18 protein-coding genes and 1 pseudogene are annotated in these 23,700 nt (G+C 56.2%); 4 read left to right on the plus strand and 15 right to left on the minus strand.

What is annotated here, in order from left to right:
* Positions 1-9: 9 nt before the first annotated feature.
* The 6 genes from psiE to pgi all read right to left on the minus strand — a co-directional run bounded on the left by psiE (position 10) and on the right by pgi (position 6,389).
* Positions 10-420 carry a phosphate-starvation-inducible protein PsiE gene (gene psiE, locus ACNQ0T_RS17750; RefSeq protein ID WP_000202963.1) on the minus strand — a complete coding sequence of 137 codons (411 nt, stop codon included), beginning with the start codon at positions 418-420 and terminating at the stop codon, positions 10-12.
* 178 nt (positions 421-598) lie between these two features.
* On the minus strand, positions 599-2,695 hold the full coding sequence (locus tag ACNQ0T_RS17755; RefSeq protein WP_417930279.1) for a YjbH domain-containing protein: 2,097 nt from the start codon (positions 2,693-2,695) through the stop codon (positions 599-601).
* Complete coding sequence (locus tag ACNQ0T_RS17760) at positions 2,695-3,432, minus strand: capsule biosynthesis GfcC D2 domain-containing protein (protein WP_023305255.1); 738 nt, start codon at positions 3,430-3,432, stop codon at positions 2,695-2,697. The genes ACNQ0T_RS17755 and ACNQ0T_RS17760 overlap by 1 nt, the downstream gene beginning before the upstream one ends.
* Positions 3,429-4,067, minus strand: a complete 639-nt coding sequence (locus ACNQ0T_RS17765; RefSeq protein ID WP_003860339.1) for a YjbF family lipoprotein — start codon at positions 4,065-4,067, stop codon at positions 3,429-3,431. The genes ACNQ0T_RS17760 and ACNQ0T_RS17765 overlap by 4 nt, the downstream gene beginning before the upstream one ends.
* Before the next feature lie 63 nt (positions 4,068-4,130).
* Entirely contained in the window at positions 4,131-4,373 is a 243-nt protein-coding gene (gene yjbE, locus ACNQ0T_RS17770; RefSeq protein WP_003860341.1) for an exopolysaccharide production protein YjbE, read from the minus strand.
* A 366-nt stretch (positions 4,374-4,739) separates the two neighbouring features.
* Positions 4,740-6,389, minus strand: a complete 1,650-nt coding sequence (gene pgi / locus ACNQ0T_RS17775) for a glucose-6-phosphate isomerase (protein WP_022646728.1) — start codon at positions 6,387-6,389, stop codon at positions 4,740-4,742.
* A gap of 374 nt (positions 6,390-6,763) precedes the next feature.
* Between pgi and lysC the strand changes: the two genes are divergently transcribed.
* The 3 genes from lysC to ACNQ0T_RS17790 all read left to right on the plus strand — a co-directional run bounded on the left by lysC (position 6,764) and on the right by ACNQ0T_RS17790 (position 9,474).
* Positions 6,764-8,113, plus strand: a complete 1,350-nt coding sequence (gene lysC, locus ACNQ0T_RS17780) for a lysine-sensitive aspartokinase 3 (protein WP_022646727.1) — start codon at positions 6,764-6,766, stop codon at positions 8,111-8,113.
* Positions 8,114-8,206: 93 nt separating this feature from the next.
* Positions 8,207-9,151 (plus strand): ketopantoate/pantoate/pantothenate transporter PanS, encoded by a 945-nt coding sequence (panS, locus tag ACNQ0T_RS17785; protein ID WP_023295757.1) that lies wholly within the window; start codon positions 8,207-8,209, stop codon positions 9,149-9,151.
* A gap of 50 nt (positions 9,152-9,201) precedes the next feature.
* Positions 9,202-9,474 carry a DUF3811 domain-containing protein gene (locus ACNQ0T_RS17790; protein ID WP_017382612.1) on the plus strand — a complete coding sequence of 91 codons (273 nt, stop codon included), beginning with the start codon at positions 9,202-9,204 and terminating at the stop codon, positions 9,472-9,474.
* Here ACNQ0T_RS17790 and rluF read toward each other — a convergent pair whose 3' ends face one another.
* The 5 genes and pseudogenes from rluF to metH all read right to left on the minus strand — a co-directional run bounded on the left by rluF (position 9,475) and on the right by metH (position 16,419).
* Positions 9,475-10,347: a 23S rRNA pseudouridine(2604) synthase RluF gene (gene rluF / locus ACNQ0T_RS17795; protein WP_022646725.1), complete on the minus strand. Its 873-nt coding sequence runs from the start codon at positions 10,345-10,347 to the stop codon at positions 9,475-9,477. It lies immediately after the preceding gene.
* A gap of 54 nt (positions 10,348-10,401) precedes the next feature.
* A complete protein-coding gene (locus ACNQ0T_RS17800; RefSeq protein WP_417930282.1) occupies positions 10,402-10,563 on the minus strand; it encodes a CcdB family protein in 162 nt (53 codons plus the stop codon).
* A 13-nt stretch (positions 10,564-10,576) separates the two neighbouring features.
* Positions 10,577-10,792: pseudogene (locus ACNQ0T_RS17805) on the minus strand (type II toxin-antitoxin system CcdA family antitoxin); the annotation flags it as partial.
* 94 nt (positions 10,793-10,886) lie between these two features.
* The gene (locus tag ACNQ0T_RS17810) at positions 10,887-12,518 is read right to left on the minus strand and encodes a Na/Pi cotransporter family protein (RefSeq protein ID WP_022646722.1); all 1,632 of its coding nucleotides are present in this window, start codon (positions 12,516-12,518) and stop codon (positions 10,887-10,889) included.
* A 217-nt stretch (positions 12,519-12,735) separates the two neighbouring features.
* Positions 12,736-16,419, minus strand: coding sequence for a methionine synthase (gene metH / locus ACNQ0T_RS17815; protein WP_022646721.1), 3,684 nt, complete (start codon positions 16,417-16,419; stop codon positions 12,736-12,738).
* A gap of 193 nt (positions 16,420-16,612) precedes the next feature.
* On the opposite strand from metH, the gene iclR reads away from it, so the two are divergent.
* Complete coding sequence (gene iclR, locus ACNQ0T_RS17820; RefSeq protein WP_022646720.1) at positions 16,613-17,440, plus strand: glyoxylate bypass operon transcriptional repressor IclR; 828 nt, start codon at positions 16,613-16,615, stop codon at positions 17,438-17,440.
* Positions 17,441-17,508: 68 nt separating this feature from the next.
* Here the strand turns inward: iclR and aceK are convergent, their stop codons facing one another.
* The 4 genes from aceK to metA form a co-directional block, all read right to left on the minus strand.
* Positions 17,509-19,248 carry a bifunctional isocitrate dehydrogenase kinase/phosphatase gene (gene aceK, locus ACNQ0T_RS17825; RefSeq protein ID WP_150312708.1) on the minus strand — a complete coding sequence of 580 codons (1,740 nt, stop codon included), beginning with the start codon at positions 19,246-19,248 and terminating at the stop codon, positions 17,509-17,511.
* Positions 19,249-19,298: 50 nt separating this feature from the next.
* Entirely contained in the window at positions 19,299-20,603 is a 1,305-nt protein-coding gene (gene aceA / locus ACNQ0T_RS17830; RefSeq protein WP_023299080.1) for an isocitrate lyase, read from the minus strand.
* A gap of 31 nt (positions 20,604-20,634) precedes the next feature.
* Positions 20,635-22,236 carry a malate synthase A gene (gene aceB / locus ACNQ0T_RS17835; RefSeq protein WP_417930280.1) on the minus strand — a complete coding sequence of 534 codons (1,602 nt, stop codon included), beginning with the start codon at positions 22,234-22,236 and terminating at the stop codon, positions 20,635-20,637.
* 270 nt (positions 22,237-22,506) lie between these two features.
* A complete protein-coding gene (gene metA, locus ACNQ0T_RS17840) occupies positions 22,507-23,436 on the minus strand; it encodes a homoserine O-acetyltransferase MetA (RefSeq protein WP_022646716.1) in 930 nt (309 codons plus the stop codon).
* Between the last annotated feature and the right edge of the window lie 264 nt (positions 23,437-23,700).

Below are 23,700 nucleotides of genomic sequence, written 5' to 3' on the forward strand. Positions count from 1 at the left end.
GCCCTTTTTTTATTCGCGTTTCAGCCGCTTTGAGTTGCACAGCCAGAGGGTGATCACCAGCAGCAGGATCGCCGCCGAGTAGATCAGCACGTCGAGCGGGGATTTATGATCGACGATGATCAGCCGCACAATGGCGGTGATGCCAATGTAGACAAAATAGCGCAGCGGGAAGTGAAAGCCGGACTGAAAGTACTTCACAATCAGGGCGATAAATTCAAAGTAGAGAAAGTAGACCACCAGGCCTTCCACCAGCGCGTATTTGCTGGTTTGCTCAGGTGCGAACAGCACATCCGCCAGATGCACCGTCTCTTTACCCAGAAACACGACCAGGATCAGGCCAAGGCTCAGCAGACCGAGGTTCAGCACGGTCTGGAGTATCGTTGAGATAAACTCAACACGCGGACGAGTCAGGGATGTCATACAGCACCTCATTCTCCAGGGCGAGGTTCCTGTATAACGCAAAAATGTGACGGGGATCTATATTTTTTGTTTATGTTTTGTCCACATGAACATTCTTGCCGGGCGGCACTGCGTTTGCCCGGCCTACAAAAATACTCTCGTAGGCCCGGTAAGCGCAGCGCCACCGGGCAAACAAGCATCAGCGGAAGTTAATGTTCTTATCGCTGGTCATATCATACAGCTGGAACTTACGTCCAAGCTGCTGACCGCCGTCGCGCGTCAGCGGCGTCCAGCCCACTGCCGCACGGCTGCGGGTTGGGCCTGACGAGAACAGATCCAGCGGAATCGACACGTACACCCCTTTGGTGAAGTCCCCTTCCCCGTACTCGTCTGGCGAAACGTTGGTGATGGTGGCATAACCGCCTACCACAACGCCGCTGTCGAAGTGTTTGGAGATATCCAGCGTGCCGCCCTTATCGCCCGCCAGGTACTGCCCGACGCTGGCTTTCACCAGCACATCCTGTGCGAACGACGGCGTCCAGTAGGCGGTCAGGTGGCCGGTTTTGACGCTGTAGTCGGTGAACTTCATCATGTCCTGCGCGCTGCGCCAGTCACGCTGTTTCACGTAGTTGGCATCAATCCCAAACGCCCAGTTGCTGTCGACGGGACGATAAAGCACCTCCGCCCCCGCGCCGCCGAACATGGTTTCCAGATAGCCACCGTAAACCTGGCCGTAGAAGCCGTTACCGAAGTACTGGAAGTAGTTGGCCTGCAGGTTATTCACGTAGATATCGTTCTGCACATATTCGCGAACGCGGGTACGCACGCGCGGCAGTTTTGAATCGTTCGGCGGGTTGGTGTAGTTAAATTTGTCGTAGTTGTTGGCAAGGTTGCCGAACAGACTACCGGTGGTCAACAGGTGGTCGGTCACCCACAGATCCGCCGTCGCCATCGCGCCCAGCTGATACATGTAGAAGTTTTCCGGCCCACCCACGGACTGGTTCAGCACCGGATCGATATGGAAATCGAAGCGGGATTTATCGATATACCAGCCCTGCTCGGTGCTCTCTGGCACCATCGGCTCGACGCGTTTTTGCACCAGCTCGGTTTCATGTCCCAGCGGTTCGCCTTCAAGATGACGCTTAAGGCTGGCAACATCGGTTTCAGTGGTAACCTGCGGCAGGTTGAGACGGTTCTCCGTCACGCGGATCGTGCGGATCCCCTCCGGCAGATCGTTCATGACGATCCGGTTGGCGCGCTCGATCCCTTCGCGGGAGTCGCGGTATTTTACCTGCTCGCCGGTGACGTACAGCGTATCGCCTTTGGTCTGGATCTTCGGATCCGCCAGGCCTGCGTTATATTTCAGCAGCGTCAGCTGGTTCGCTACCACGGAGTGCTGAATGATCGCATCCTGCGGCTCCGGCTGGTATTTGGGCCGCGGGTTATCATTGTAGCGCGGCCGCATGTCGTTAAAGTTGGTGCGCAGCGTAAAGCCAAACATCAGGGTATTACCGCGCTCATAGCTGAGGTTAACGTCGGCCCAGTCGGTGACGCGGTAAATGGCGCCGACGTTAAACTTGCTCTTCTGCTCAATCTTGCCGGCAAAATCTTCGCTGTAGTTATTGCCTTCGTACTCCAGCTTCAGGCGCAGCGGCTGCCATGGCGTTTGATACTCTACGCCTCCAAACAGCGAGGCCGGGCCGTGGAACATCTGGTCGCCGTTGATGGAACCCGCTTTTTTATAGCTGTTATCGCGGTAGCAGTATTTGTCGCTGTAGGTACAGAACGGGTTGGTTACGTTGCCGCTGGTGCCGAGGTAGCCCCAGCCAAGACCCAGCGAGAAATCAAACGGTCCCCAGGCTTTGCTGGCAACGATGTATTCCGCATCAAACAGGCCGGTCCCGCCAATGTCTTTCGCCCCGACGGAGACCTGCGGCATCCAGTAGCTCTCTTCCCACAGGCGCAGCTTCACGTCGAAGGCTTTGTCTTTATAGGTCTGATCGCCGGAGAAGGCGTCCACGCTGCTGTACTGTTTTGTACGCACGTCGGTGTAGCGCAGCGTGGTCTCCAGCCAGGGGAACAGCTGCACGGACGCAGAGTAGTAACGGTACTGATCGTTATCGCGATAGTTAAGGCTGATTTCCCCCTCGCGGGCCATACGCGCGGTCGGGGTTTGCAGTAAGCCCACGCCGCCAAAATCGGACTGCGACGGGCCGATGGGTGCCGGATACGTTTCTGCATGACAGGCGGCACTCACGCACAGTGCAAGCATGCTGTAGAGATAGGTTTTTTTCATTATTCCGGTATCCGCTGTATCAGGGAGCGAAGGATATCGGCATTAAGCCCGTCATACGCTTTCGTCCAGAAATGGTCGGCAAAACCGACAAAAATGATGCTGCCTGGCATAGGTTCGATATGGCGTTTATTCCAGTAAGCCACCGGCGCTTTTTGCGTATGCCCGTCCGGATAGACCACCCAGGCATAGCTGTTATCCGCACCGCTGAGCAAGCTTTGCTCGTCGAGATAGCTCACGACGTCCCGGCCCGGCGTAAACGACTTTTTGCCAGGGCTGCTGATAAGCCCCATCACGGTGACGGTGGAAGGCTGAGCCGGCAGCCACAGGGTATAGTCCCCTTCCAGCGACGGATTGCCGTTTTCGGCGACGCGCACCTCATCCGGATCGAGATTCACCTTCTGGCGACCCGTCACCTTAACCGCCTGAAGCTGCTGACGCAGGCTAGTAATGGCCGCGGCATCGTCAGCATCTTCCTGTTGTGCCAGCCCGCTCAGTCGGGCGAGCAGCGCCTGATGTTTTTGTTCCGCTACAATCGTCGCCTGACGCTCGCTGATAACCGCCCCGGTCCACCAGCTTTTCGCCAGCCTCGGCTGCCCCACCAGATCGAGCAGATGCCCGGCATTGGTTAAGGTTTTTGGTTTTTCGCTGTCCGGGGTGTAGACCTGTACCGTTCCCGCAGACCACGCCAGCGGCGAGGCCAGGCTGGCGAGAAGCGCAACGTGAATGAACATTTTCATGATTTCGCCGCCTTGATCAGGGTGGTCTTCACCGGGAAGAAACCGGCACCGAGATACTGTAAGGACTGGCGGATTTGCCCCTCTTCGTCCACCCAGAAGCGGTTATGCCAGGTGGCCTGATCGGTTGTCACCTCTTCATCCAGCACGCGCACCTGCGTTTCGTCGCTGCCCACTTTGACGCTGTCCGTACCATCCCAGCGGAAGGTAGAGCGGGCCGTGGCGTAGCGCACCTGTTTGTGCTCGGTCCAGCCCATTGTGCGCGTCCAGCTTGCGCCATCGACGATCTGATTCGGCTTGATGAGCGGATCTTCAGCCAGGTTGTTTACCTCAAGCAGGTTGTCGCCGCCAAGCAACGTTTTCACGATTCGGGAATGCTGAGTCACGATGGTGGCCTGATCCTGCGTCACCCATTTCTGCTGCCCGTTTTCATCGAAAGCGAGCACCACAAACAGTTGCGGACCATCGTTTAGCTGCATGTACTGGCTGGCATACGGCATGTTCTGAAGTTCGTCATCGGTCAGATGCACGCCCGGCGTGCCGAACATGCTGTCCCACAGTGAGTGGCCCAGCCCTTTGGTGGTAGCTGAGCACGCCTGCAACAGCAGGCAAATCAGGATGATTGCAGGTCGCTTCACGACTCTTCTCCGAAGGGGCGAAATAACCACACCGAAGTGTGGTTATGATTAAAACACCCGGTATTACTGGGTGCTGGTCGTCGTAGTGGTCGTGGTTCCGGTATTGGAGCCATCACCGCCACCGGTTGCCGCCAGCGCGACACCCACGGCTGAACTTACGGCGCTGGTGCTGGCTGCGGTAGAACTCCCCGCAGACGCAGACGTCGCTGCCGACCCTGCTGCTTCCCCGACCTGGACCGGAGCTGCATAGACAGACGTCGCCGCAAGCGCAGATATGGCAAAAATGCCATACAGTACTTTCTTCATAACAATTTCCCTTCAATGAATGAATGGAGATTTGCCCGAAAAGAAATTCAGGCGGATTCGAGTATACACAACTAAAGCAGTGGGTTTACCGTGGGGGTAAATAGGGATGAGGTTTTCAGACTAATGGTTAAAAATGAAAAGAAAAAATAATTATTGAAATAGATAACCATTCATTATCAAATAGTTATAATATAAACCCATTAAAGTATCACTCCGTATTTTCTTAAAATAACCCTCAGCAATTAACGGGGTAACCGTGTTTTTCGGATTAAACTCAGATTCAGAATTTGAGATAACTAACAGACATCAGGAATTATCCGATAAAAAAATGCCGGCATATCGCCGGCATTGTTCATGACATATTTATTACGCACGCCATGCTTTATAACGGTTAATCAGACCATTGGTGGAGCTGTCGTGGCTGTCGATTGCTTTATCGTCACCCAGCTCTGGCAGAATGCGGTTTGCCAGCTGTTTGCCCAGCTCAACGCCCCACTGGTCAAAGGTGAAGATGTTCAGAATAGCGCCCTGAGTGAAGATCTTGTGCTCGTAGAGGGCAATCAGCGCGCCCAGGCTGAACGGCGTAATTTCACGCAGCAGAATGGAGTTAGTTGGACGGTTGCCTTCGAACACTTTGAACGGCACAACGTGTTCCAGCGTAGCCGGATCTTTACCCTGGTCACGGTACTCCTGCTCAACCACCTCGCGGGATTTACCGAACGCCAGCGCTTCGGTCTGGGCGAAGAAGTTAGACAGCAGCTTCGGATGGTGGTCGGAAAGCGGGTTGTGCGTAATCGCCGGGGCGATGAAATCGCACGGTACCATTTTGGTGCCCTGATGGATGAGCTGGTAGAACGCGTGCTGACCGTTGGTGCCCGGCTCGCCCCAGATGATTGGGCCAGTCTGATAATCCACCGCGTTACCGTTACGGTCAACGTACTTGCCGTTGGATTCCATGTTGCCCTGCTGGAAGTAGGCCGCAAAGCGGTGCATATACTGGTCGTACGGCAGAATCGCTTCGGTTTCAGCGCCGAAGAAGTTGTTGTACCAGATCCCGATCAGCGCCAGCAGCACCGGCAGGTTTTTCTCAGGCGCGGTGGTGGAGAAGTGTTTGTCCATCGCGTGCGCGCCGGAGAGCAGCTCAACGAAGTTGTCGAAGCCGACGGACAGGATGATGGACAGACCGATCGCAGACCACAGTGAGTAGCGGCCACCCACCCAGTCCCAGAATTCAAACATGTTCGCGGTATCAATACCGAACTCACCCACCGCTTTACCGTTGGTGGACAGCGCCGCGAAGTGTTTCGCCACGTGCTTTTCGTCGCCCGCGGTTTTCAGGAACCAGTCGCGCGCGCTGTGGGCGTTGGTCATGGTTTCCTGAGTGGTGAAGGTTTTAGACGCCACCAGGAACAGCGTGGTTTCCGGGTTCACCTTTTTCAGCACTTCAGCGATGTGAGTCCCATCGACGTTGGACACGAAGTGCATGTTGAGATGGTTTTTGTACGGGCGCAGCGCCTCGGTCACCATGAACGGGCCGAGGTCAGAGCCGCCGATACCGATGTTTACGACGTCGGTGATCGCTTTCCCGGTGTAGCCTTTCCACTGACCTGAGATGATCGCTTCAGAGAAGGTTTTCATCTTTTCCAGCACCGCGTTCACTTCCGGCATCACATCTTTGCCGTCAACGATAATTGGAGTATTGCTACGGTTGCGCAGCGCCACGTGCAGCACGGCACGGTCTTCGGTGCGGTTGATCTTCTCACCGGAGAACATGGATTTGATGGCATCTGCCAGCTCAGTCTCTTTCGCCAGATCTTGCAGCTTCGCCAGCGTCTCTTCGGTGATACGGTTCTTAGAGAAATCCACCAGCATCAGGTCATCGAAGGTGGCGGAAAACTTGCTGAAACGATCGGCATCTTTCGCGAACAGATCCGCGATAGTGACGTCTTTCATTTCATCAAAATGTTTCTGTAGTGCCTGCCATGCAGCGGTCTGCGTTGGGTTGATGTTTTTCATAGCAATACTCTTCTGATTTGAGAATTGTGACTGCGGTCGATTGTAGCGCCTGCAAATAAAAATTGTGATGGTTTTTATGCCATTGCCCTGGTCTGCATCAAACGCAGGTGAAAAGACCCGAAAAGTATAGCTGCTGTCGCGCCCTTCCGGCGTGGCGAAATGTTGGTCAAAAAGGGGTAAAAAGGAGCATAAAATATGGGCCTGTTATAAGTCCTGTTTCTGAGGGGTACCCCCCCATGAAAAATCCGCATAATCCCAGCATTGACAGGACCTCCCCCGCATTTTATTTATAGGGCCGTATTTTGCGCCTGCACCTGTTCTCGCTTCATTCTTGTGCCAAGGTCGCTCTATTCATTCCCTGACACGAGGTTGTTATGACGAGTTTTGTGGTCGCCAAGTTTGGCGGCACCAGTGTGGCAGACTACGCTGCCATGAACCGCAGCGCCGATGTGGTGCTGGCCGATCCGAATACCCGCCTGGTGGTGCTCTCCGCCTCAGCCGGCGTGACGAACCTGCTGGTTTCTTTGTCTGAAGGACTGGAAGCGACCGAGCGTTTCGTGAAGCTGGATGCACTGCGCAAAATTCAGTTCGACATCCTTGAGCGTCTGCAAAACCCGAACGTCATTCGTGAGGAAGTGGAACGCCTGCTGGAAAATATCACTACCCTGGCAGAAGCCGCTTCACTGGCAACCTCTACCGCCCTAACCGATGAACTGGTCAGCCACGGCGAACTGATGTCCACCCTGCTGTTCGTTGAGATCATGCGCGAGCGCAATATTCAGGCGCAGTGGTTCGACGTGCGTAAAGTAATGCGCACCAGCGACCGCTTTGGCCGCGCCGAGCCGGACGTTGAAGCTTTGGCAGAGCTCACTAACCAGCAGCTTGCCCCGCGTCTGGATGAAGGCATAGTGATCACCCAGGGCTTTATCGGCAGCGAAGCCAAAGGGCGCACAACCACGCTGGGCCGTGGCGGCAGCGACTATACCGCCGCCCTGCTGGGTGAAGCCCTGCATGCCACCCGCGTGGATATCTGGACGGACGTGCCGGGCATTTACACCACCGACCCGCGCGTGGTCTCTGCGGCAAAACGCATTGACGTGATCGCCTTTGAAGAAGCGGCTGAAATGGCCACCTTCGGCGCGAAAGTGCTGCATCCGGCCACGCTGCTGCCCGCCGTGCGCAGCGACATTCCGGTCTTCGTTGGCTCCAGTAAAGATCCAAAGGCGGGCGGGACGCTGGTCTGCAAGAAAACCGAGAACCCGCCGCTGTTCCGCGCGCTGGCCCTGCGTCGTAAGCAGACGCTGGTTACCCTGCACAGCCATAATATGCTGCACTCCCGCGGATTCCTGGCGGAAGTGTTTGGCATCCTGGCGCGCCACAATATCTCCGTGGACCTGATCACCACGTCAGAAGTCAGCATTGCGCTGACGCTCGACACCACCGGCTCCACCTCTACCGGCGACACCCTGCTGACGCAGTCGCTGCTGATTGAGCTTTCCGAGCTGTGCCGCGTGGAGGTGGAAGAAGATCTGGCGCTGGTTGCCATCATCGGTAATAAGCTGTCGCGCGCGTGCGGCGTGGGCAAAGAGGTGTTCGGCGTGCTCGACCCGTTCAGCATCCGCATGATTTGCTACGGCGCGTCCAGCTACAACCTCTGCTTCCTGGTCCCTGCCGATCAGGCCGAGCAGGTTGTGCAGAAACTTCATCAGAATTTGTTTGAATAAAATTCGTTAGCACGATAAACATTATCCATAAGCCGGGCACAGACCCGGCTTTTTTATAACAAAACAACACGACAATACTGCAAGGAATTCACTATGCTCTCCGCTATCACCCGGCTGTTCCCGTTATGGGCGCTGCTGCTCTCCGTACTCGCGTATTACACTCCCACCACGTTCACGGGCATTGGTCCGTGGGTCACCACGCTACTGATGCTGATTATGTTCGGCATGGGCGTGCATCTAAAAATTGACGATTTCAAACGCGTGCTGTCTCGCCCGGCACCGGTTGCCGCAGGGATTTTCCTGCACTACCTGGTGATGCCGCTCGCGGCCTGGCTGCTGGCGATGGCCTTTAAGATGCCGCCCGACCTTTCCGCCGGGATGGTGCTGGTGGGGAGCGTCGCCAGCGGTACGGCATCTAACGTCATGATCTATCTGGCGAAAGGCGACGTGGCGCTCTCCGTCACCATCTCGTCCGTTTCCACGCTGGTGGGCGTGATTGCCACGCCGCTGTTAACCCGCCTGTATGTGGACGCGCATATCCAGGTGGACGTGATGGGCATGCTGCTCAGCATCCTGCAAATCGTGGTGATCCCGATTGCGCTGGGGCTGGTGATCCACCATCTCTTCCCGCGGGTAGTGAAAGCGGTTGAGCCGTATCTGCCCGCGTTTTCGATGGTCTGCATACTGGCCATTATCAGCGCCGTGGTAGCCGGTTCCGCATCGCACATTGCTTCGGTGGGCTTTGTGGTGATCGTCGCGGTTGTGCTGCATAACACTATTGGTCTGCTGGGCGGTTACTGGGGCGGAAAGCTGTTTGGCTTTGACGAATCCACCTGCCGCACGCTGGCGATCGAAGTGGGGATGCAGAACTCCGGCCTGGCGGCGGCGCTGGGTAAAATTTACTTCTCACCGCTGGCGGCGCTGCCGGGGGCGCTGTTCTCTGTCTGGCACAACCTGTCCGGTTCGCTGTTAGCAGGATACTGGTCCGGTAAGCCGATTGATGACCAACCGAAAAAAGATGCGGTGAAACAGGGTTAATTGAGCCGGCTTGCTTTACACTGAAGCCTCCCCATCAGGAGGCTTCAGCAATGGCTACACCACGTTTGACCCAGAAAGACATGACCGAAGCCGAGCAGCGCGAACTTAAAACGCTTCTCGACCGCGCCCGCATCGCGCATGGCCGCACGCTGACGAACGCCGAAACCAATCAGGTTAAAAAAGAGTACATCGATAAGCTGATGGCGCAACGTGATGCCGCGGCGAAAAAAGCCCGCAAGCTGAAAAAAGAGCAGGCGTATAAACCCGACGCAGAGGCGACTTTTTCCTGGTCCGCCAGCACATCAACCCGTGGAAGGCGCTAATCAGCGCCCTTTCTTTTTGCGCCCCGGCTGGGTAAAGCGTTTTCCGTTGCCCGGCTTGCCTCGCCCTTTCTCTTCCGCCTGCGGTGCCTTCACCACCGGACGCTTAATTGCCTGCGTTTTCGGTTTGGCTTTAGCTTTCGGCTTCGCTTCGGACGAGGAGTTCTCGATAAGTTTGAACAGCTCGATCAGCTCATCATCCGTTAAGTCACGCCACTCGCCCAGCGGGATGCCAGACAGGCTGACGTTCATGATGCGCGTGCGTTCCAGCTTCGTCACTTCATAACCGAAGTACTCGCACATGCGGCGGATCTGGCGGTTCAGGCCCTGAACCAGCGTGATGCGGAACGCGAACGGTGCTTCTTTTTTGACTTTACACTTCTTCGTCACGGTGCCCAGAATCGGCACGCCAGCGCCCATTCCGCGGATAAACTCGTCCGTCACCGGCTTGTTCACCGTCACGATGTACTCTTTCTCGTGGTCGTTACCGGCACGCAGAATTTTGTTGACCAGATCGCCGTGGTTGGTGAGGAAAATCAGCCCCTGAGAGTCTTTATCCAGACGGCCAATCGGGAAAATGCGGCTGCTGTGGTTCACGAAATCAACAATGTTGTCCCGCTCGCCATCTTCCGTGGTGCTGACAATCCCAACCGGTTTGTTCAACGCGATAAACACCAGGTCTTCGGCATCACGCGGTTCGATGACCTGACCATTCACTTTCACCACATCGCCAGGTACCACCTGATCGCCAATGGTGGCGCGTTTGCCGTTAAGAAACACGTTACCCTGTTCAATGTAACGGTCAGCCTCGCGACGTGAGCAGATCCCGCTCTCGCTAATGTATTTGTTTAATCGGGTTGATTGAGTTGGCAGCATAGTTTCTCCTGTGAAGGGCGAAATATACCTTACCTTGCGCCTGACAAAAAAGTCCTAGTAACCGCTGATCAGAAAATCGAGTGCATCCCGCAATGAAGCACTGCTGTTAGTAAGATCGGCAATGCGTTCACCTAACTCTTTTAGCGATATGCCTGCCATCATGTGCATCATCACCACGCAGGGTTTTCCCGCGATCTCAACGGCGGGAGCGACCATAGAAGCTTTATTTTTCTTCAAGCCACTCTGCGCGCCGATGTTCACGAAATTGCTCCTGCAAAGCCGCCGTTAGCACGGCAGAAAGGTTAAGTTTAAGCCTTCGCGCCTCTTCAAGAATGTCCGGCGACAGGGAAACATTCACTGATTTTTTAATGCTATTAGCACCGCGCATGAGAACCCCCATTGGAATGCGCATGAACTGGCGAAGTGTAGCGTAATAATTGAGCACTTCCTATTCCCTTAAAAATGTAAGGGTTGAAGAATAAATTGCTCTTTATGGTAGTCACGCCTCACAAAACCGTTTTGCGAGGCGCTTTCAGAGATTAATACTCATCCCGCTCATCGTCTTCATCCGGCTGCTCCATCACGCTGTATGCCACCGCACAGAACAATGAGTTAAGACGCTTCATATCTCCCAGCAGCCCCAGGTGGAGCGAGCTGGTTTCGATACTCTGCACGTTCTGCTGGTGCAGACGCTCAACGTGGGCGTGCGAGTAGCGCCGGTTGAGGATGCGGAAACGGTGCTTGTTGCGGCGCAGGCGGCGCGCGCTCGGCACGTCGCTGGAGAAGAAGACCGACATCGCCAGCTTCAGGTTGCTGACCAGCTGTTCGTGCAGCGCTTCCAGCTCCTTCAGCCCTTCGACAGAAAACGCCCGACGTGCGGCCAGGGATTTGTCTGCGATTTCACTGCCCATACGCTCGACAATATCCGAAGCCTGCTCCAGGTTAAGCGACATCTCAATGATTTCCGCCCAGCGGCGCGACTCCTCTTCCGCCAGCTCGTCCTGGGGGATCCGTGCCAGATAGAGCTTGATGGCGGTATACAGCACGTTGATATCGTCCGCCAGCCTGCGCAGCTCTTTTTCTTCGCGCGGCTCGCCGTGCATCACCTTTTGCAACCCTTCCAGCATGGTTTCCATCGCGTCACCCATGCGCAGCGTTTCGCGGGCGGCATTGGCGATAGCCAGCGCGGGCGTGTCCAGCACCGAGGTGTCCAGATGCTTCGGTTTAAGGCGCGCGTCCAGCTCCGGTTCATCACGAATTAGCCGCTCGCAGAAGCGGGCCATCGGCGCGGCAAACGGCACCATCGCCAGACAGCGTACCAGGTTGTAGAAGACGTGGAAGTAGATCACCAGCTCCGCTTTCGGCAGAGAGAGGTTGTCCATCAGGTTCGCCAGCGGGTGCACAAACGGCAGAATGATCAGGCTACCCACCAGCTTGAAGAGCAAACTCCCCAGCGCCACCCGGCGGGCGGCAGCATTGGCTGCGCTGTTGTTAAGCATCGCCAGCAGGCCAGAGCCAAGATTCGCACCGATGACCAGGCATAGCGCCACCGGGAAAGAGATCGCGCCCGCAGCGGTTAGCGTGGCCGTCAGTAACACGGCCGCCAGGCTGGAGTAGCTGACAATGGCAAACACCGCGCCGATCAGCGCATCCAGCATAATATCGCCGGTTAACGAGGCGAAAATGACCTGCACACCGTTGGCCTGGGTGATCGGCGTGACAGCCTGCACAATCAGCTCCAGCGCCAGCAGGATCAGCCCGAGGCCAATACCGACGCGGCCAAGCTGCCCGGCACGGCTTTGCTTACGACCGAGGAAGAAAATGACGCCGATAAAAATCAGCAGCGGCGACAGCCAGGAGAGATCGAAGGTCAGGATACGTGCCATCAGCGCGGTACCGACGTCGGCGCCCAGGACAATCACCAGCGCCGGGGCGAGCGCCACCAGATCCTGCGCCACGAACGAGGTGACGAGCATAGTGGTGGCGTTGCTGCTTTGCACCAGCGCCGTGACGCCAATACCCGCACAGAAGGCGAGCGGCTTCTTCTCAACACTGCCGCTGAGAACGGTACGTAAACGTGCGCCAAACACGCGCATCACGCCGGTACGAACGATATGGGTGCCCCATACCAGCAGTGCGACTGCGGAGAGCAGGTGTAACAACGTCAACACAGTGGGTTTTCCTCCTTATCGTTATCTGTTTTCCTGAGGCTTGTTGCGCGTTATCTTGCCGGATGGCGGCTACGCCTTATCCGGCCTACGCGCAGGCCCGGTCAGCGCAGCGCCGCCGGGCAATGTAGTAAGAACCTTCTTCCAGTATAAGGGTTTAAACGTAAGAAAGAGACAAGGCACCATAGCGGTGCCCTGTTTGTTGTAAGGAAAAGTGACGTTAGTCTGCGTCGTAGCCTAAATTCGGCGCTAGCCAGCGTTCCACCTCTGACACGCTCATGCCTTTTCGCAGGGCGTAGTCTTCAATCTGATCCCGCTGAAGCTGTGCCACGGCGAAGTACTTGCTGTCCGGGTGGCTGAAATACCAGCCGGAAACGGACGCGCCCGGCCACATGGCGAACGACTCGGTAAGTTTCATGCCGGTATGCGCTTCCACGTCGAGCAGTTTCCAGATAGTGCCCTTCTCGGTGTGTTCCGGGCAGGCCGGATAGCCGGGTGCCGGACGAATGCCCTGGTAGTTTTCGCGGATCAGCTCCTCGTTGCTGAGATTCTCATTCGCCGCGTAGCCCCAGTGCACCTTACGTACGCGCTCGTGGAGGTACTCAGCAAAGGCTTCCGCCAGGCGATCGGCGATCGCTTTCACCATGATTTTGTTGTAATCATCGTGCTGTGCGTCGTACGCGTCCGCCAGCGCGTCTTCTTCCAGACCACCGGTTACGGCAAAGGCGCCGATATAGTCGGCTTTACCGGAGAGTTTCGGTGCGACGAAATCCGCCAGGCAGTAGTTGGCAAAGCCCACTTTCTCGGTTTGCTGGCGCAGATGGTGGCTCACGGCCAGCACATGGGTGCGGGTTTCATCGCGGTAGATTTCTATGTCGTCACCCACGCGGTTCGCCGGGAACAGCCCCACCACGCCGCGCGGGTTGAGGGCTTTCTCTGCGCTCAGTCTGTCGAGCATATCGTTGGCATCTTTAAACAGGCGTTTCGCCTCTTCGCCTACTACCTCATCTTCAAGAATGCGCGGATATTTGCCCGCCAGCGACCAGGTCATGAAGAACGGCGTCCAGTCGATGTAGTTACGCAGCGTTTCGATGCTGGCCGTCACGTCCTGCACGCCCAGACGGTGCGCGACCGGCGGCGTATAGCTGGACCAGTCGAACGCCAGATCGTTATCGCGTGCCGCCTGAAGCGAAACCGGCGGCGTGCGCGGTTTCTTACGTCCATGCTGAATGCGGACGGTTTCATACTCTTTGCGGGTGCGGGCGACAAAGTCATCGCGCTGGGTGTCAGACAGCAGCGCGGAGACCACGCCCACGGTGCGCGAGGCGTTTTGGACATACACCGTCGGCCCACTGTAGTTCTGCTCGATTTTCACTGCGGTGTGGGCTTTCGAGGTGGTTGCCCCGCCAATCAGCAGTGGAATAGTGAAGCCCTGGCGCTCCATCTCTTTTGCCACGTTGACCATTTCGTCCAGCGACGGCGTAATCAGCCCGGAAAGACCAATCAGATCCGCATTCACTTCGCGAGCGGTCCTGAGGATTTTATCCGCCGGGACCATCACGCCAAGATCGATAATTTCGTAGTTATTGCATTGCAGTACCACGCCGACAATGTTTTTGCCGATGTCGTGCACGTCGCCCTTCACGGTGGCAATGACCATCTTACCGTTACTGGAGCCCTTCTCTTTGCTGGCTTCGATAAACGGCTCAAGATAAGCCACGGCCTGCTTCATGACGCGGGCGGATTTCACCACCTGCGGCAGGAACATTTTGCCCTCGCCGAACAGATCGCCGACCACGTTCATGCCGTCCATCAGCGGCCCTTCGATCACTTCAATCGGACGGGCTGCCTGCTGACGCGCTTCCTCGGTATCCTGCTCAATGAACTCAGTAATGCCTTTTACCAGCGAGTATTCCAGACGCTTTCTCACATCCCAGGAACGCCATTCGGCCTGCTGAACGTTGGCTGATTCGTCAGCTTTACTGCCGCGGTATTTTTCCGCCAGATCCAGCATGCGTTCGGTGGCGTCGTCGCGACGGTTGAGGATCACATCTTCTACTGCGTCGCGTAGTTCTGCGGGCAGGTCGTCGTAAATCGCCAGCTGTCCGGCGTTAACGATCCCCATGTCCATCCCGTTGCGGATGGCATAGTAGAGGAACACGGCGTGGATGGCCTCACGCACCGGGTCGTTGCCGCGGAACGAGAACGAGACGTTCGACACGCCGCCGGAAATTAGCGCATGCGGTAGCTCGCGTTTGATGTCTTCACACGCGCCGATAAAGTCCTGGGCGTAGTTGTTGTGCTCTTCAATGCCGGTTGCGACAGCAAAGATGTTCGGGTCGAAAATAATGTCTTCCGGCGGGAAGCCCACCTCTTCGGTCAAAATTTTGTACGCCCGGCGGCAAATCTCAATTTTGCGCTCGCGGGTATCGGCCTGGCCCACTTCATCGAAGGCCATCACCACCACGGCGGCCCCGTAGCGACGCACCAGCTTCGCGTGGTGGATAAAGGTATCGACGCCCTCTTTCATTGAGATGGAGTTAACGATGCCTTTGCCCTGAATGCACTTCAGCCCCTTTTCGATGACGTCCCATTTGGAAGAGTCAATCATGATCGGCACGCGGGCGATGTCCGGCTCGCCGGCAATCAGGTTGAGGAAGCGCACCATCGCCGCTTCGGCGTCGAGCATCCCCTCGTCCATGTTGATATCGATAATCTGCGCGCCGCTCTCCACCTGCTGGCGGGCAACGTCCAGCGCTTCGCTGTACTTCTCTTCTTTGATCAGGCGCTTGAACTTCGCAGAACCGGTGACGTTGGTACGTTCACCCACGTTCACAAACAGGCTGTCGTCGCCGATGGTCAACGGCTCAAGGCCGGACAGACGGCAGGCTACCGGAAGCTCGGGTAACTTGCGCGGTGCAAGCCCGGCGACGGCGCGGCTCATGGCGGCGATGTGCTCTGGCGTGGTGCCGCAGCAGCCGCCGACGATGTTGAGGAAGCCAGATTCGGCCCACTCGCGGATTTGCGCCGCCATGGTATCGGCGTCCAGATCATACTCACCGAACGCGTTCGGCAGACCGGCGTTCGGGTGGGCGGTGACGTAGCACTCTGCGATGCGCGAAAGCTCCTGCACGTACTGGCGCAGCTCGTCCGGCCCCAGCGCGCAGTTCAGGCCGAAGGAGAGCGCTTCGGCATGGCGCAGAGAGTTATAAAACGCTTCGGTTGTCTGGCCGGAAAGCGTGCGCCCCGAGGCATCGGTGATGGTGCCGGAAATCATGATCGGCAGGTCAACGCCCAGCGCCTCGAACTCCTCTTTCACCGCGTAAATTGCGGCTTTGGCGTTGAGAGTGTCGAATACGGTTTCAATCAGGATCAGGTCGGAACCGCCTTCCACCAGCGCTTTAGTGGACTCACGATACGCGGCCACCAGTTGGTCAAAGGTGATATTGCGGAAGGCTGGATCGTTCACGTCCGGAGAAATCGACGCGGTGCGGTTGGTCGGGCCCAGCACCCCGGCAACATAGCGCGGCTTGTCCGGCGTGCGGGCCGTCCACTCGTCGGCGCAGGCGCGGGCGAGTTTCGCCGCTTCAAAGTTGATCTCCGCCGACAGGGATTCCATCTGGTAATCCGCCATGGCGATGGTTGTCGAGTTGAAGGTGTTGGTTTCTACAATATCCGCACCCGCTTCGAAGTAGGCGTTGTGGATATCCCTGATGACAGAGGGTTTGCTCAACACCAGCAGGTCATTGTTTCCTTTCAGGTCACAAGGCCAGTCGGCAAAGCGCTCTCCACGGAAATCGTCTTCACTCAGACGATAGCCCTGGATCATGGTGCCCATGCCGCCGTCCAGCACCAGAATTCGTTCATTTAACTGCGCACGCAGTTGCTCTACTTTGCTGCTCACACTTGCTCCCGACAACGTTCAACATGGCCAAAAGGCTGCGTTCCATACTGGCATAATCTCTAAGGGTCGAAAAGTCACACAGCGGTAACATGAGACATGTTCACTATCACTCCTCCGATCAGTCAGGAAAGCGGTTGCAAAACCACCAAATAAAACGAAAATGATTTCCACGATACAGAAAAAGGAGTTCGTCATGGTTACGACCGTTCCCGCTAAACGCGGCAGAAAACCTGCTGCAACCACCGCTGCACAACCTGGCGGACAGGTTCAATCCCTGACGCGCGGCCTGAAGCTGCTGGAATGGATAGCCGAATCGCATGGTAGCGTGGCCCTGACAGAGCTGGCGCAGCAGGCTGGCCTGCCGAACTCCACCACGCACCGTCTGCTGACCACCATGCAGCAGCTGGGCTTCGTGCGTCAGGTGGGCGAGCTGGGACACTGGGCGGTGGGCGCACATGCGTTTATTGTCGGCAGCAGCTTTCTGCAAAGCCGCAACCTGCTGGCGATTGTCCACCCGATTCTGCGCAAGCTGATGGAGGAGTCCGGCGAGACGGTAAACCTGGCCGTGCTGGATCAGAGCGATCATCAGGCGATTATCATCGACCAGGTGCAGTGTACGCAGCTGATGCGCATGTCTGCACCGATTGGCGGCAAGCTGCCGATGCATGCCTCTGGCGCAGGGAAAGCGTTTCTCTCGCAGCTTAGCGAAGAGCAGGTGACGGGTCTGCTGCACCGTAAAGGTCTGCACGCCTACACCCACGCCACCCTGGTGTCGCCGGTGCATCTGAAAGAAGATCTGGCTCTGACCCGCAAGCGCGGCTATTCGTTTGATGACGAAGAACATGCCCTCGGGCTGCGCTGCCTCGCGTCCTGTATTTTCGACGAACACCGCGAGCCGTTTGCCGCCATCTCCATCTCCGGGCCGATTTCACGTATGACCGACGACCGCGTCACCGAGCTGGGTGCGCTGGTGATTAAGGCCGCAAAAGAGGTGACGCTGGCGTATGGTGGGATTCGCTAGGATTGAGGGCGGTCTGGTGCCCTCACCCCGGCCCTCTCCCACAGGGAGAGGGAGAAAACATGATGCCCTTACCCTGCGGGAGAGGGAGAAAAGCGGATGCAAAACCGCTGCTTGCGGCGGTAAGCGTAGACATCTTCCACGTGCCCGTTTTTAATCCGCGCTTGCAGCCCGCGCCAGTAGCTGGCGCGGAACAGATCGGCATGCATCTCTTCAAATAACGGCCCGATGCGTGGGTCCGCACACAGCCAGTGGCGAAACTCCTCCGGAAACACATCGCCCGGCGAGACGCTGTACCACGGCTCGCTGGACAGTTCATCTTCCGGGTAGCGCGGCGGCGGGATATCGCGAAAATTTACCTCGGTCATGTAGCAAATTTCATCGTAATCGTAGAACACCACCCGCCCGTGACGGGTGACGCCGAAGTTTTTAAACAGCATATCCCCGGGGAAAATATTGGCAGCGGCGAGCTGGCGGATGGCGTTGCCGTACTCTTCGATGGCATCACGTAAAGCCTGGCCCTCTGACTGTTCCAGCCAGATATTTAGCGGCACCATACGGCGCTCAATGTAGAGATGGCTGATCGCAATCTTATCGCCAAGATCGGTAATTTTCGTCGGCGCTTCCTGCATGAGTAGCGTCATTAGCGCCGGATCGATCTGCTGCTTATCCAGCACAAAGTTTTCAAACTCCTGGGTATCGGCCATTCGCCCGACGCGATCGTGCTCTTTTACCAGCTGATAGCAGGCACGGACGTGGGCTGCGTTCATCTCTTTCTGCGGGGCGAATTTATCCTTAATCACCTTAAACACCCGGTCGAATCCCGGCAGTGTGAAAACCAGCATCACCATGCCGCGGATACCCGGCGCTTCGATAAACTGCTCATCAGCCGTGGTGACATAACGCAGGTATTCCCGATAACTCTCCGTTTTGGCATGCTTCTGACAGCCAATCGCCATATACAGCTCGGCGGTGGTTTTGCCCGGCAGGATCTCGCGCAGCCACTCCACCAGGGCGGCGGGCAGCGGGGCGTAGACCATGAAATAGGAGCGTGCGAAGCCAAATACGATACTCGCCTCAGCGCTGGTAGTCAGGCAGGTATCGACAAACAGTTCGCCGTCGTCGGTACGGTGAATGGGCAGCAGAAACGGCACGATGGCTGTCGGCGTAACCAGTTTACCCACCAGCCAGGCGGCCTTATTGCGGTAGAAAAGCTCGTTGGCAACCTGCAAATGGCTGCGGCTGAGCACCGCCTCGCCGAAGGTTTCACTGAGATACGCGTGGATATAGCCGATATCCCGGGGTTTATTCTCCCACGGCAGGCGCAGCGGCAAATCCGTTAAGACGCGGTGCAGGAGCTTTTCCCAGCCGCGATCGGGAAAGAAATCTTTCGCCAGCGGACGCGGAATGGTTCGGAAGCGTCGCTCGGGCTGGGAGCTGAAGATAAATAACCGCTCAGGAGATAATGAGCGGTGGTCAAATAACCGGCAATAGACGGAGTTAAAAAAGCTCTCCGCAATCTCGAAGCGCGGGTAGTCGGGTAACAGATGGGTGTAATGCTCTTTCACGCGCAGTAAAAATTCCGCATCCGGGCTTTTACCGTCGGTGATACAGCGCAGTTGTTCCACCACCAGACCTACATGGTGATCATAAAGATGGATACGCTGCTTCATGGCCTGCTGAACCGCATGCCAGTCGGCGTGCTCAAAACGCTGTTGCGCGCCAGAGGTAACTTCCAGAAAGCGGCCATACTGGGCATCGAAGCCCTGCAAAATAGTTTGGGCAATCAGTAATTCAAGACCACGCGACATATATTCTCCCTCACCCCAACCCTCTCCCCGGGGGGGGAGAGGGGGAAAGATCAGAACTGTGCTTCTTCCGTTGAGCCCGTTAATGCCGTGACGGAGGAAGTCCCGCCCTGAATAATCGTGGTCACATTATCGAAATAGCCGGTTCCCACCTCCTGCTGGTGCGAAACGAAGGTGTAACCCTCTTTACCCGCCGCAAATTCTGGCTGCTGTACCTTCTCAACATAGTGCTTCATGCCTTCGCCCTGTGCGTAGGCATGCGCCAGGTCGAACATGTTGAACCACATGCTGTGGATACCCGCCAGGGTGATGAACTGGTACTTGTAGCCCATATCCGACAGCTGCTGCTGGAAGCTGGCGATGGTCGTGTCGTCCAGATTTTTTTGCCAGTTGAAGGACGGTGAACAGTTATAGGCCAGCAGCTTGCCCGGATATTTCGCATGAATCGCATCGGCAAAGCGCTTCGCCAGCGCCAGATCCGGCGTGGAGGTTTCACACCAGACCAGGTCGGCGTAAGGTGCATACGCCAGGCCGCGGCTGATCGCCTGTTCAATACCGGCATGCGTGCGATAGAACCCTTCGCTGGTGCGTTCGCCGGTGATGAATTCGCTGTCGTACGGGTCGCAGTCAGAGGTGATCAGGTCCGCTGCGTCCGCATCGGTACGAGCAATGACCAGCGTCGGCACGCCGAGCACGTCAGCAGCCAGACGCGCGGCAACCAGCTTCTGGATCGCTTCCTGAGTTGGCACCAGCACTTTCCCGCCCATATGCCCACACTTCTTCACCGACGCCAGCTGATCTTCAAAGTGTACGGCCGCTGCACCGGCCTCAATCATCGATTTCATCAGCTCAAAGGCGTTCAGCACGCCGCCGAAACCGGCTTCCGCATCGGCGACGATCGGCAGGAAATAATCAGTAAAGCGCGGATCGTGGGGCTCAATGCCCGCCGCCCACTGGATCTGATCCGCACGGCGGAAGGTATTGTTGATCCGATCTACCACTGACGGCACCGAGTTCGCCGGATAAAGAGATTGATCCGGATACATGCTGGAGGCCAGGTTAGCATCCGCCGCGACCTGCCAGCCGGAAAGATAGATAGCTTCAATGCCGGCCTTCGCCTGCTGCAATGCCTGACCGCCAGTCAGTGCGCCGAGGCTGTTGATATAACCTTTTTTAGATCCCCCGTGCAGCAGATCCCACATTTTCGCCGCGCCGTTCTGCGCCAGCGTACACTCCGGGTTAACCGAGCCGCGTAACTTCACCACTTCCTCTGCGCTGTACGGACGGCGAATGCCTTCCCAGCGCGGTTGGGTCCACTCTTTTTGTAACTCTTCGATCTGTTGGGTACGGGTTTTCATGTGCAGATGCTCCATATTGTTATGTGGTGAATTACGCCAGGAAGCGGTAGCCCGGCAGGGTCAGGAAGTCGATTAAGTCATCAGAGGTGGTGATTTGCTCCATCAGGCGCGCAGCGTCATTAAAACGCCCGCTGCTGAAGCGGTGCTCGCCCAGTTCGTCCTGGATGACCCGCATCTCTTCGGCCAGCATCTGACGGAACAGGGCTTTGGTGACCGGTTTGCCGTTGCTGAGCGTTTTTTGATGATGGATCCACTGCCAGATGGAGGTACGTGAAATTTCCGCCGTGGCGGCATCTTCCATCAGACCGTAGATCGGCACGCAGCCGTTGCCGGAGATCCATGCCTCGATGTACTGCACGGCGACGCGAATATTGGCGCGCATGCCCTCTTCCGTACGCTCGCCCGCACACGGCGCGAGCAACTGTTCTTCTGCGATTGGCGCATCGTCTTCACGGGTTACAAACAGCTGGTTTTTGTTATCGCCGAGTACGCGGTTGAAGACCTCCATCGCCGTGTCGGCCAGACCGGGGTGGGCAATCCACGTCCCGTCGTGGCCGTTACGGGCTTCCAGTTCTTTATCGGCTTTCACCTTGTTGAGCACCTGGTTGTTACGCTCTGCGTCTTTGCTCGGGATAAAGGCCGCCATACCGCCCATCGCAAAGGCGCCGCGTTTGTGGCAGGTCTTAATCAGCAGGCGCGAGTAGGCGCTGAGGAAGGGTTTATCCATGGTGACAACCTGACGATCCGGCAATACCCGGTCGGCATGGTTTTTCAGGGTTTTGATGTAGCTGAAGATGTAATCCCAGCGGCCGCAGTTCAGGCCCACAATATGGTCACGCAGCGCATGGAGGATCTCATGCATCTGGAATACGGCTGGCAGGGTTTCAATCAGCAGCGTGGCCTTAATGGTGCCGCGCGGCAGGCTGAAACGGTCTTCTGCGTAGCTGAAGACTTCACTCCACCACGCCGCTTCCTGCCAGGACTGGGTTTTCGGCAGATAGAAATAGGGGCCGCTGCCTTTCGCCAGCAGGTTCTTATGGTTGTGGAAGAAGTACAGCGCAAAGTCGAGCAGGCTGCCCGGAATCGCTTCTCCGCGCCACGTAACGTGTTTTTCTGGCAAATGCAGACCGCGTACGCGGCAGATCAGCACCGCCGGATTCGGTTTGAGCTGGTAAATTTTACCGGCTTCGTTGGTATAGCTGATGGTGCCGTTGACGGCGTCGCGCAGGTTGATCTGCCCGTCGATAACTTTCTGCCAGTCCGGCGCGAGGGAATCTTCGAAGTCCGCCATAAATACTTTGACGTTGGCATTCATGGCGTTAATCACCATTTTGCGCTCTACCGGGCCGGTGATCTCTACGCGACGATCCTGTAAATCTTCAGGGATTCCGCGAATTTTCCATTCACCATGACGAATGGAAGCGGTTTCCGAAATAAACCCTGGCAACTTGCCGTTATCGATCTCCTGCTGTTGATGAATGCGTGCCGCCAGCAGTTTATTACGCTGTGGCGTAAAGCGAGTCACCAGTTCAGTCAGAAACTCTACCGCTTCTGCCGTCAAAACTTGCTGTTCTTGCTCACCATTCGGCTGGGTAAAGGTCAGTTCATCGACCGTTGTTGCCTGTTGAGTCATCGTTCTGCTCCTCATCAAAGATCCAAAATCACGCCCCCGATGCGAGCGAAAGATCGTTGTGTAGTTTTCGCTCAGCAGAATTAAGACTATCTATAATTTTTCCAAAATCAAAAACAATTTCCATTTTAATTCATATCCAATCACAACTGTATGATTAATATGGGATTAAAATTTTTCACGATGTTGAGTTGGTTTTCGGAAATAAAAAAGGCACCCGAAGGTGCCTGATGTGAATAGCTGAAACGCTTTAGGATCGTTTAATGCAGACGATTACTCCAGCGTCGGATTCATGTGGCGCAGATCGTACGGCGTAATCTGGTAGACGTAATAGTTGAGCCAGTTAGTGAACAGCAGATTTCCGTGACTACGCCAGGTTGCCCGAGGCGTGTTTTGCGGATCGTTTTTCGGGAAATAGTTGTACGGGACATCCGGATTCAGACCCGCTTCAACGTCACGAAAATACTCTGACGCGAGGGTATGCGGATCGTACTCAGGATGGCCGGTAACGAACGCGATGCGTTTGTCTTTACTGGCGAACAGGTAGGCATCGCCGTCTTCCGTTTCGGCCAGGATTTCCAGGTCGGTGTAATCGCGGATCAGCTGTGCCGGAAAATCGGCGTAGCGAGAATGCGGAGCCAGGAAAGTGTCATCGAAACCACGCGTCAGCAGCGCATGCGGGTGAAGAATGTGGTGTTCGTATACGCCAGAAAGTTTGTCGCTGCGGGTTTGCTTGGGAATGCCATAGAGGATATTCAGCGCGGCCTGTACCGCCCAACAGACAAATAAGGTGGACGTGACGTGATCTTTTGCCCACTCCAGCACCTGCCTGATTTGTGGCCAGTAGGCAACGTCATTAAATTCCACCAGACCCAGCGGTGCGCCGGTGACGATCAGTCCATCGAAATTCTCATCGCGAATATCTTCAAAATTACAGTAGAAGTTATTCAGATGCTCAGCAGGCGTGTTGCGTGACTCACGGGCGTCAATGCGCAGCAGCTGGATATCAACCTGAAGCGGAGAGTTGGAGAGCAAACGCAGGAACTGGTTCTCCGTTTCGATCTTTTTTGGCATCAGATTGAGAATAAGCACCTTCAGCGGGCGAATTTCCTGACCTGTCGCACGCGAAGCCGTCATGACGAAGACATTCTCTTCACGCAAGAAATTGACGGCTGGTAGCTCGTCCTGCACCCGAATCGGCATAACCTTAAATCCTCACAGCATACGTATAAACGTTTAGACATCCAGACAGCTAACGATAGCCAGAAACGGGCTTAATGTCGAGTCTGCAAGCGAAAGGTGAGAAAGTTTCAAGGAGGGAAAGCATGTAGGGCGGGTAAGGTGGGGCCACCACCCGACTTTTCAGAACGCACAAAGCAAAAAACCCCGCACCTTCCGGTACGGGGTTCTTTCTGTTTGATGCCTGGCAGTTCCCTACTCTCACATGGGGAGACCCCACACTACCAT

The organism is Enterobacter cloacae complex sp.6700776, assembly GCF_048284255.1.
Classification (GTDB): domain Bacteria; phylum Pseudomonadota; class Gammaproteobacteria; order Enterobacterales; family Enterobacteriaceae; genus Enterobacter; species Enterobacter intestinihominis.

Coding starts and splice junctions, on each gene's coding strand:
- psiE (WP_000202963.1), bottom strand. CDS start 420: ATGACATCCCTGACTCGTCCGCGTGTTGAGTTTATCTCAACGATACTC.
- ACNQ0T_RS17755 (WP_417930279.1), bottom strand. CDS start 2,695: ATGAAAAAAACCTATCTCTACAGCATGCTTGCACTGTGCGTGAGTGCC.
- ACNQ0T_RS17760 (WP_023305255.1), bottom strand. CDS start 3,432: ATGAAAATGTTCATTCACGTTGCGCTTCTCGCCAGCCTGGCCTCGCCG.
- yjbE (WP_003860341.1), bottom strand. CDS start 4,373: ATGAAGAAAGTACTGTATGGCATTTTTGCCATATCTGCGCTTGCGGCG.
- pgi (WP_022646728.1), bottom strand. CDS start 6,389: ATGAAAAACATCAACCCAACGCAGACCGCTGCATGGCAGGCACTACAG.
- lysC (WP_022646727.1), top strand. CDS start 6,764: ATGACGAGTTTTGTGGTCGCCAAGTTTGGCGGCACCAGTGTGGCAGAC.
- panS (WP_023295757.1), top strand. CDS start 8,207: ATGCTCTCCGCTATCACCCGGCTGTTCCCGTTATGGGCGCTGCTGCTC.
- ACNQ0T_RS17790 (WP_017382612.1), top strand. CDS start 9,202: ATGGCTACACCACGTTTGACCCAGAAAGACATGACCGAAGCCGAGCAG.
- rluF (WP_022646725.1), bottom strand. CDS start 10,347: ATGCTGCCAACTCAATCAACCCGATTAAACAAATACATTAGCGAGAGC.
- ACNQ0T_RS17800 (WP_417930282.1), bottom strand. CDS start 10,563: ATGGTCGCTCCCGCCGTTGAGATCGCGGGAAAACCCTGCGTGGTGATG.
- iclR (WP_022646720.1), top strand. CDS start 16,613: ATGGTTACGACCGTTCCCGCTAAACGCGGCAGAAAACCTGCTGCAACC.
- aceK (WP_150312708.1), bottom strand. CDS start 19,248: ATGTCGCGTGGTCTTGAATTACTGATTGCCCAAACTATTTTGCAGGGC.
- aceA (WP_023299080.1), bottom strand. CDS start 20,603: ATGAAAACCCGTACCCAACAGATCGAAGAGTTACAAAAAGAGTGGACC.
- aceB (WP_417930280.1), bottom strand. CDS start 22,236: ATGACTCAACAGGCAACAACGGTCGATGAACTGACCTTTACCCAGCCG.
- metA (WP_022646716.1), bottom strand. CDS start 23,436: ATGCCGATTCGGGTGCAGGACGAGCTACCAGCCGTCAATTTCTTGCGT.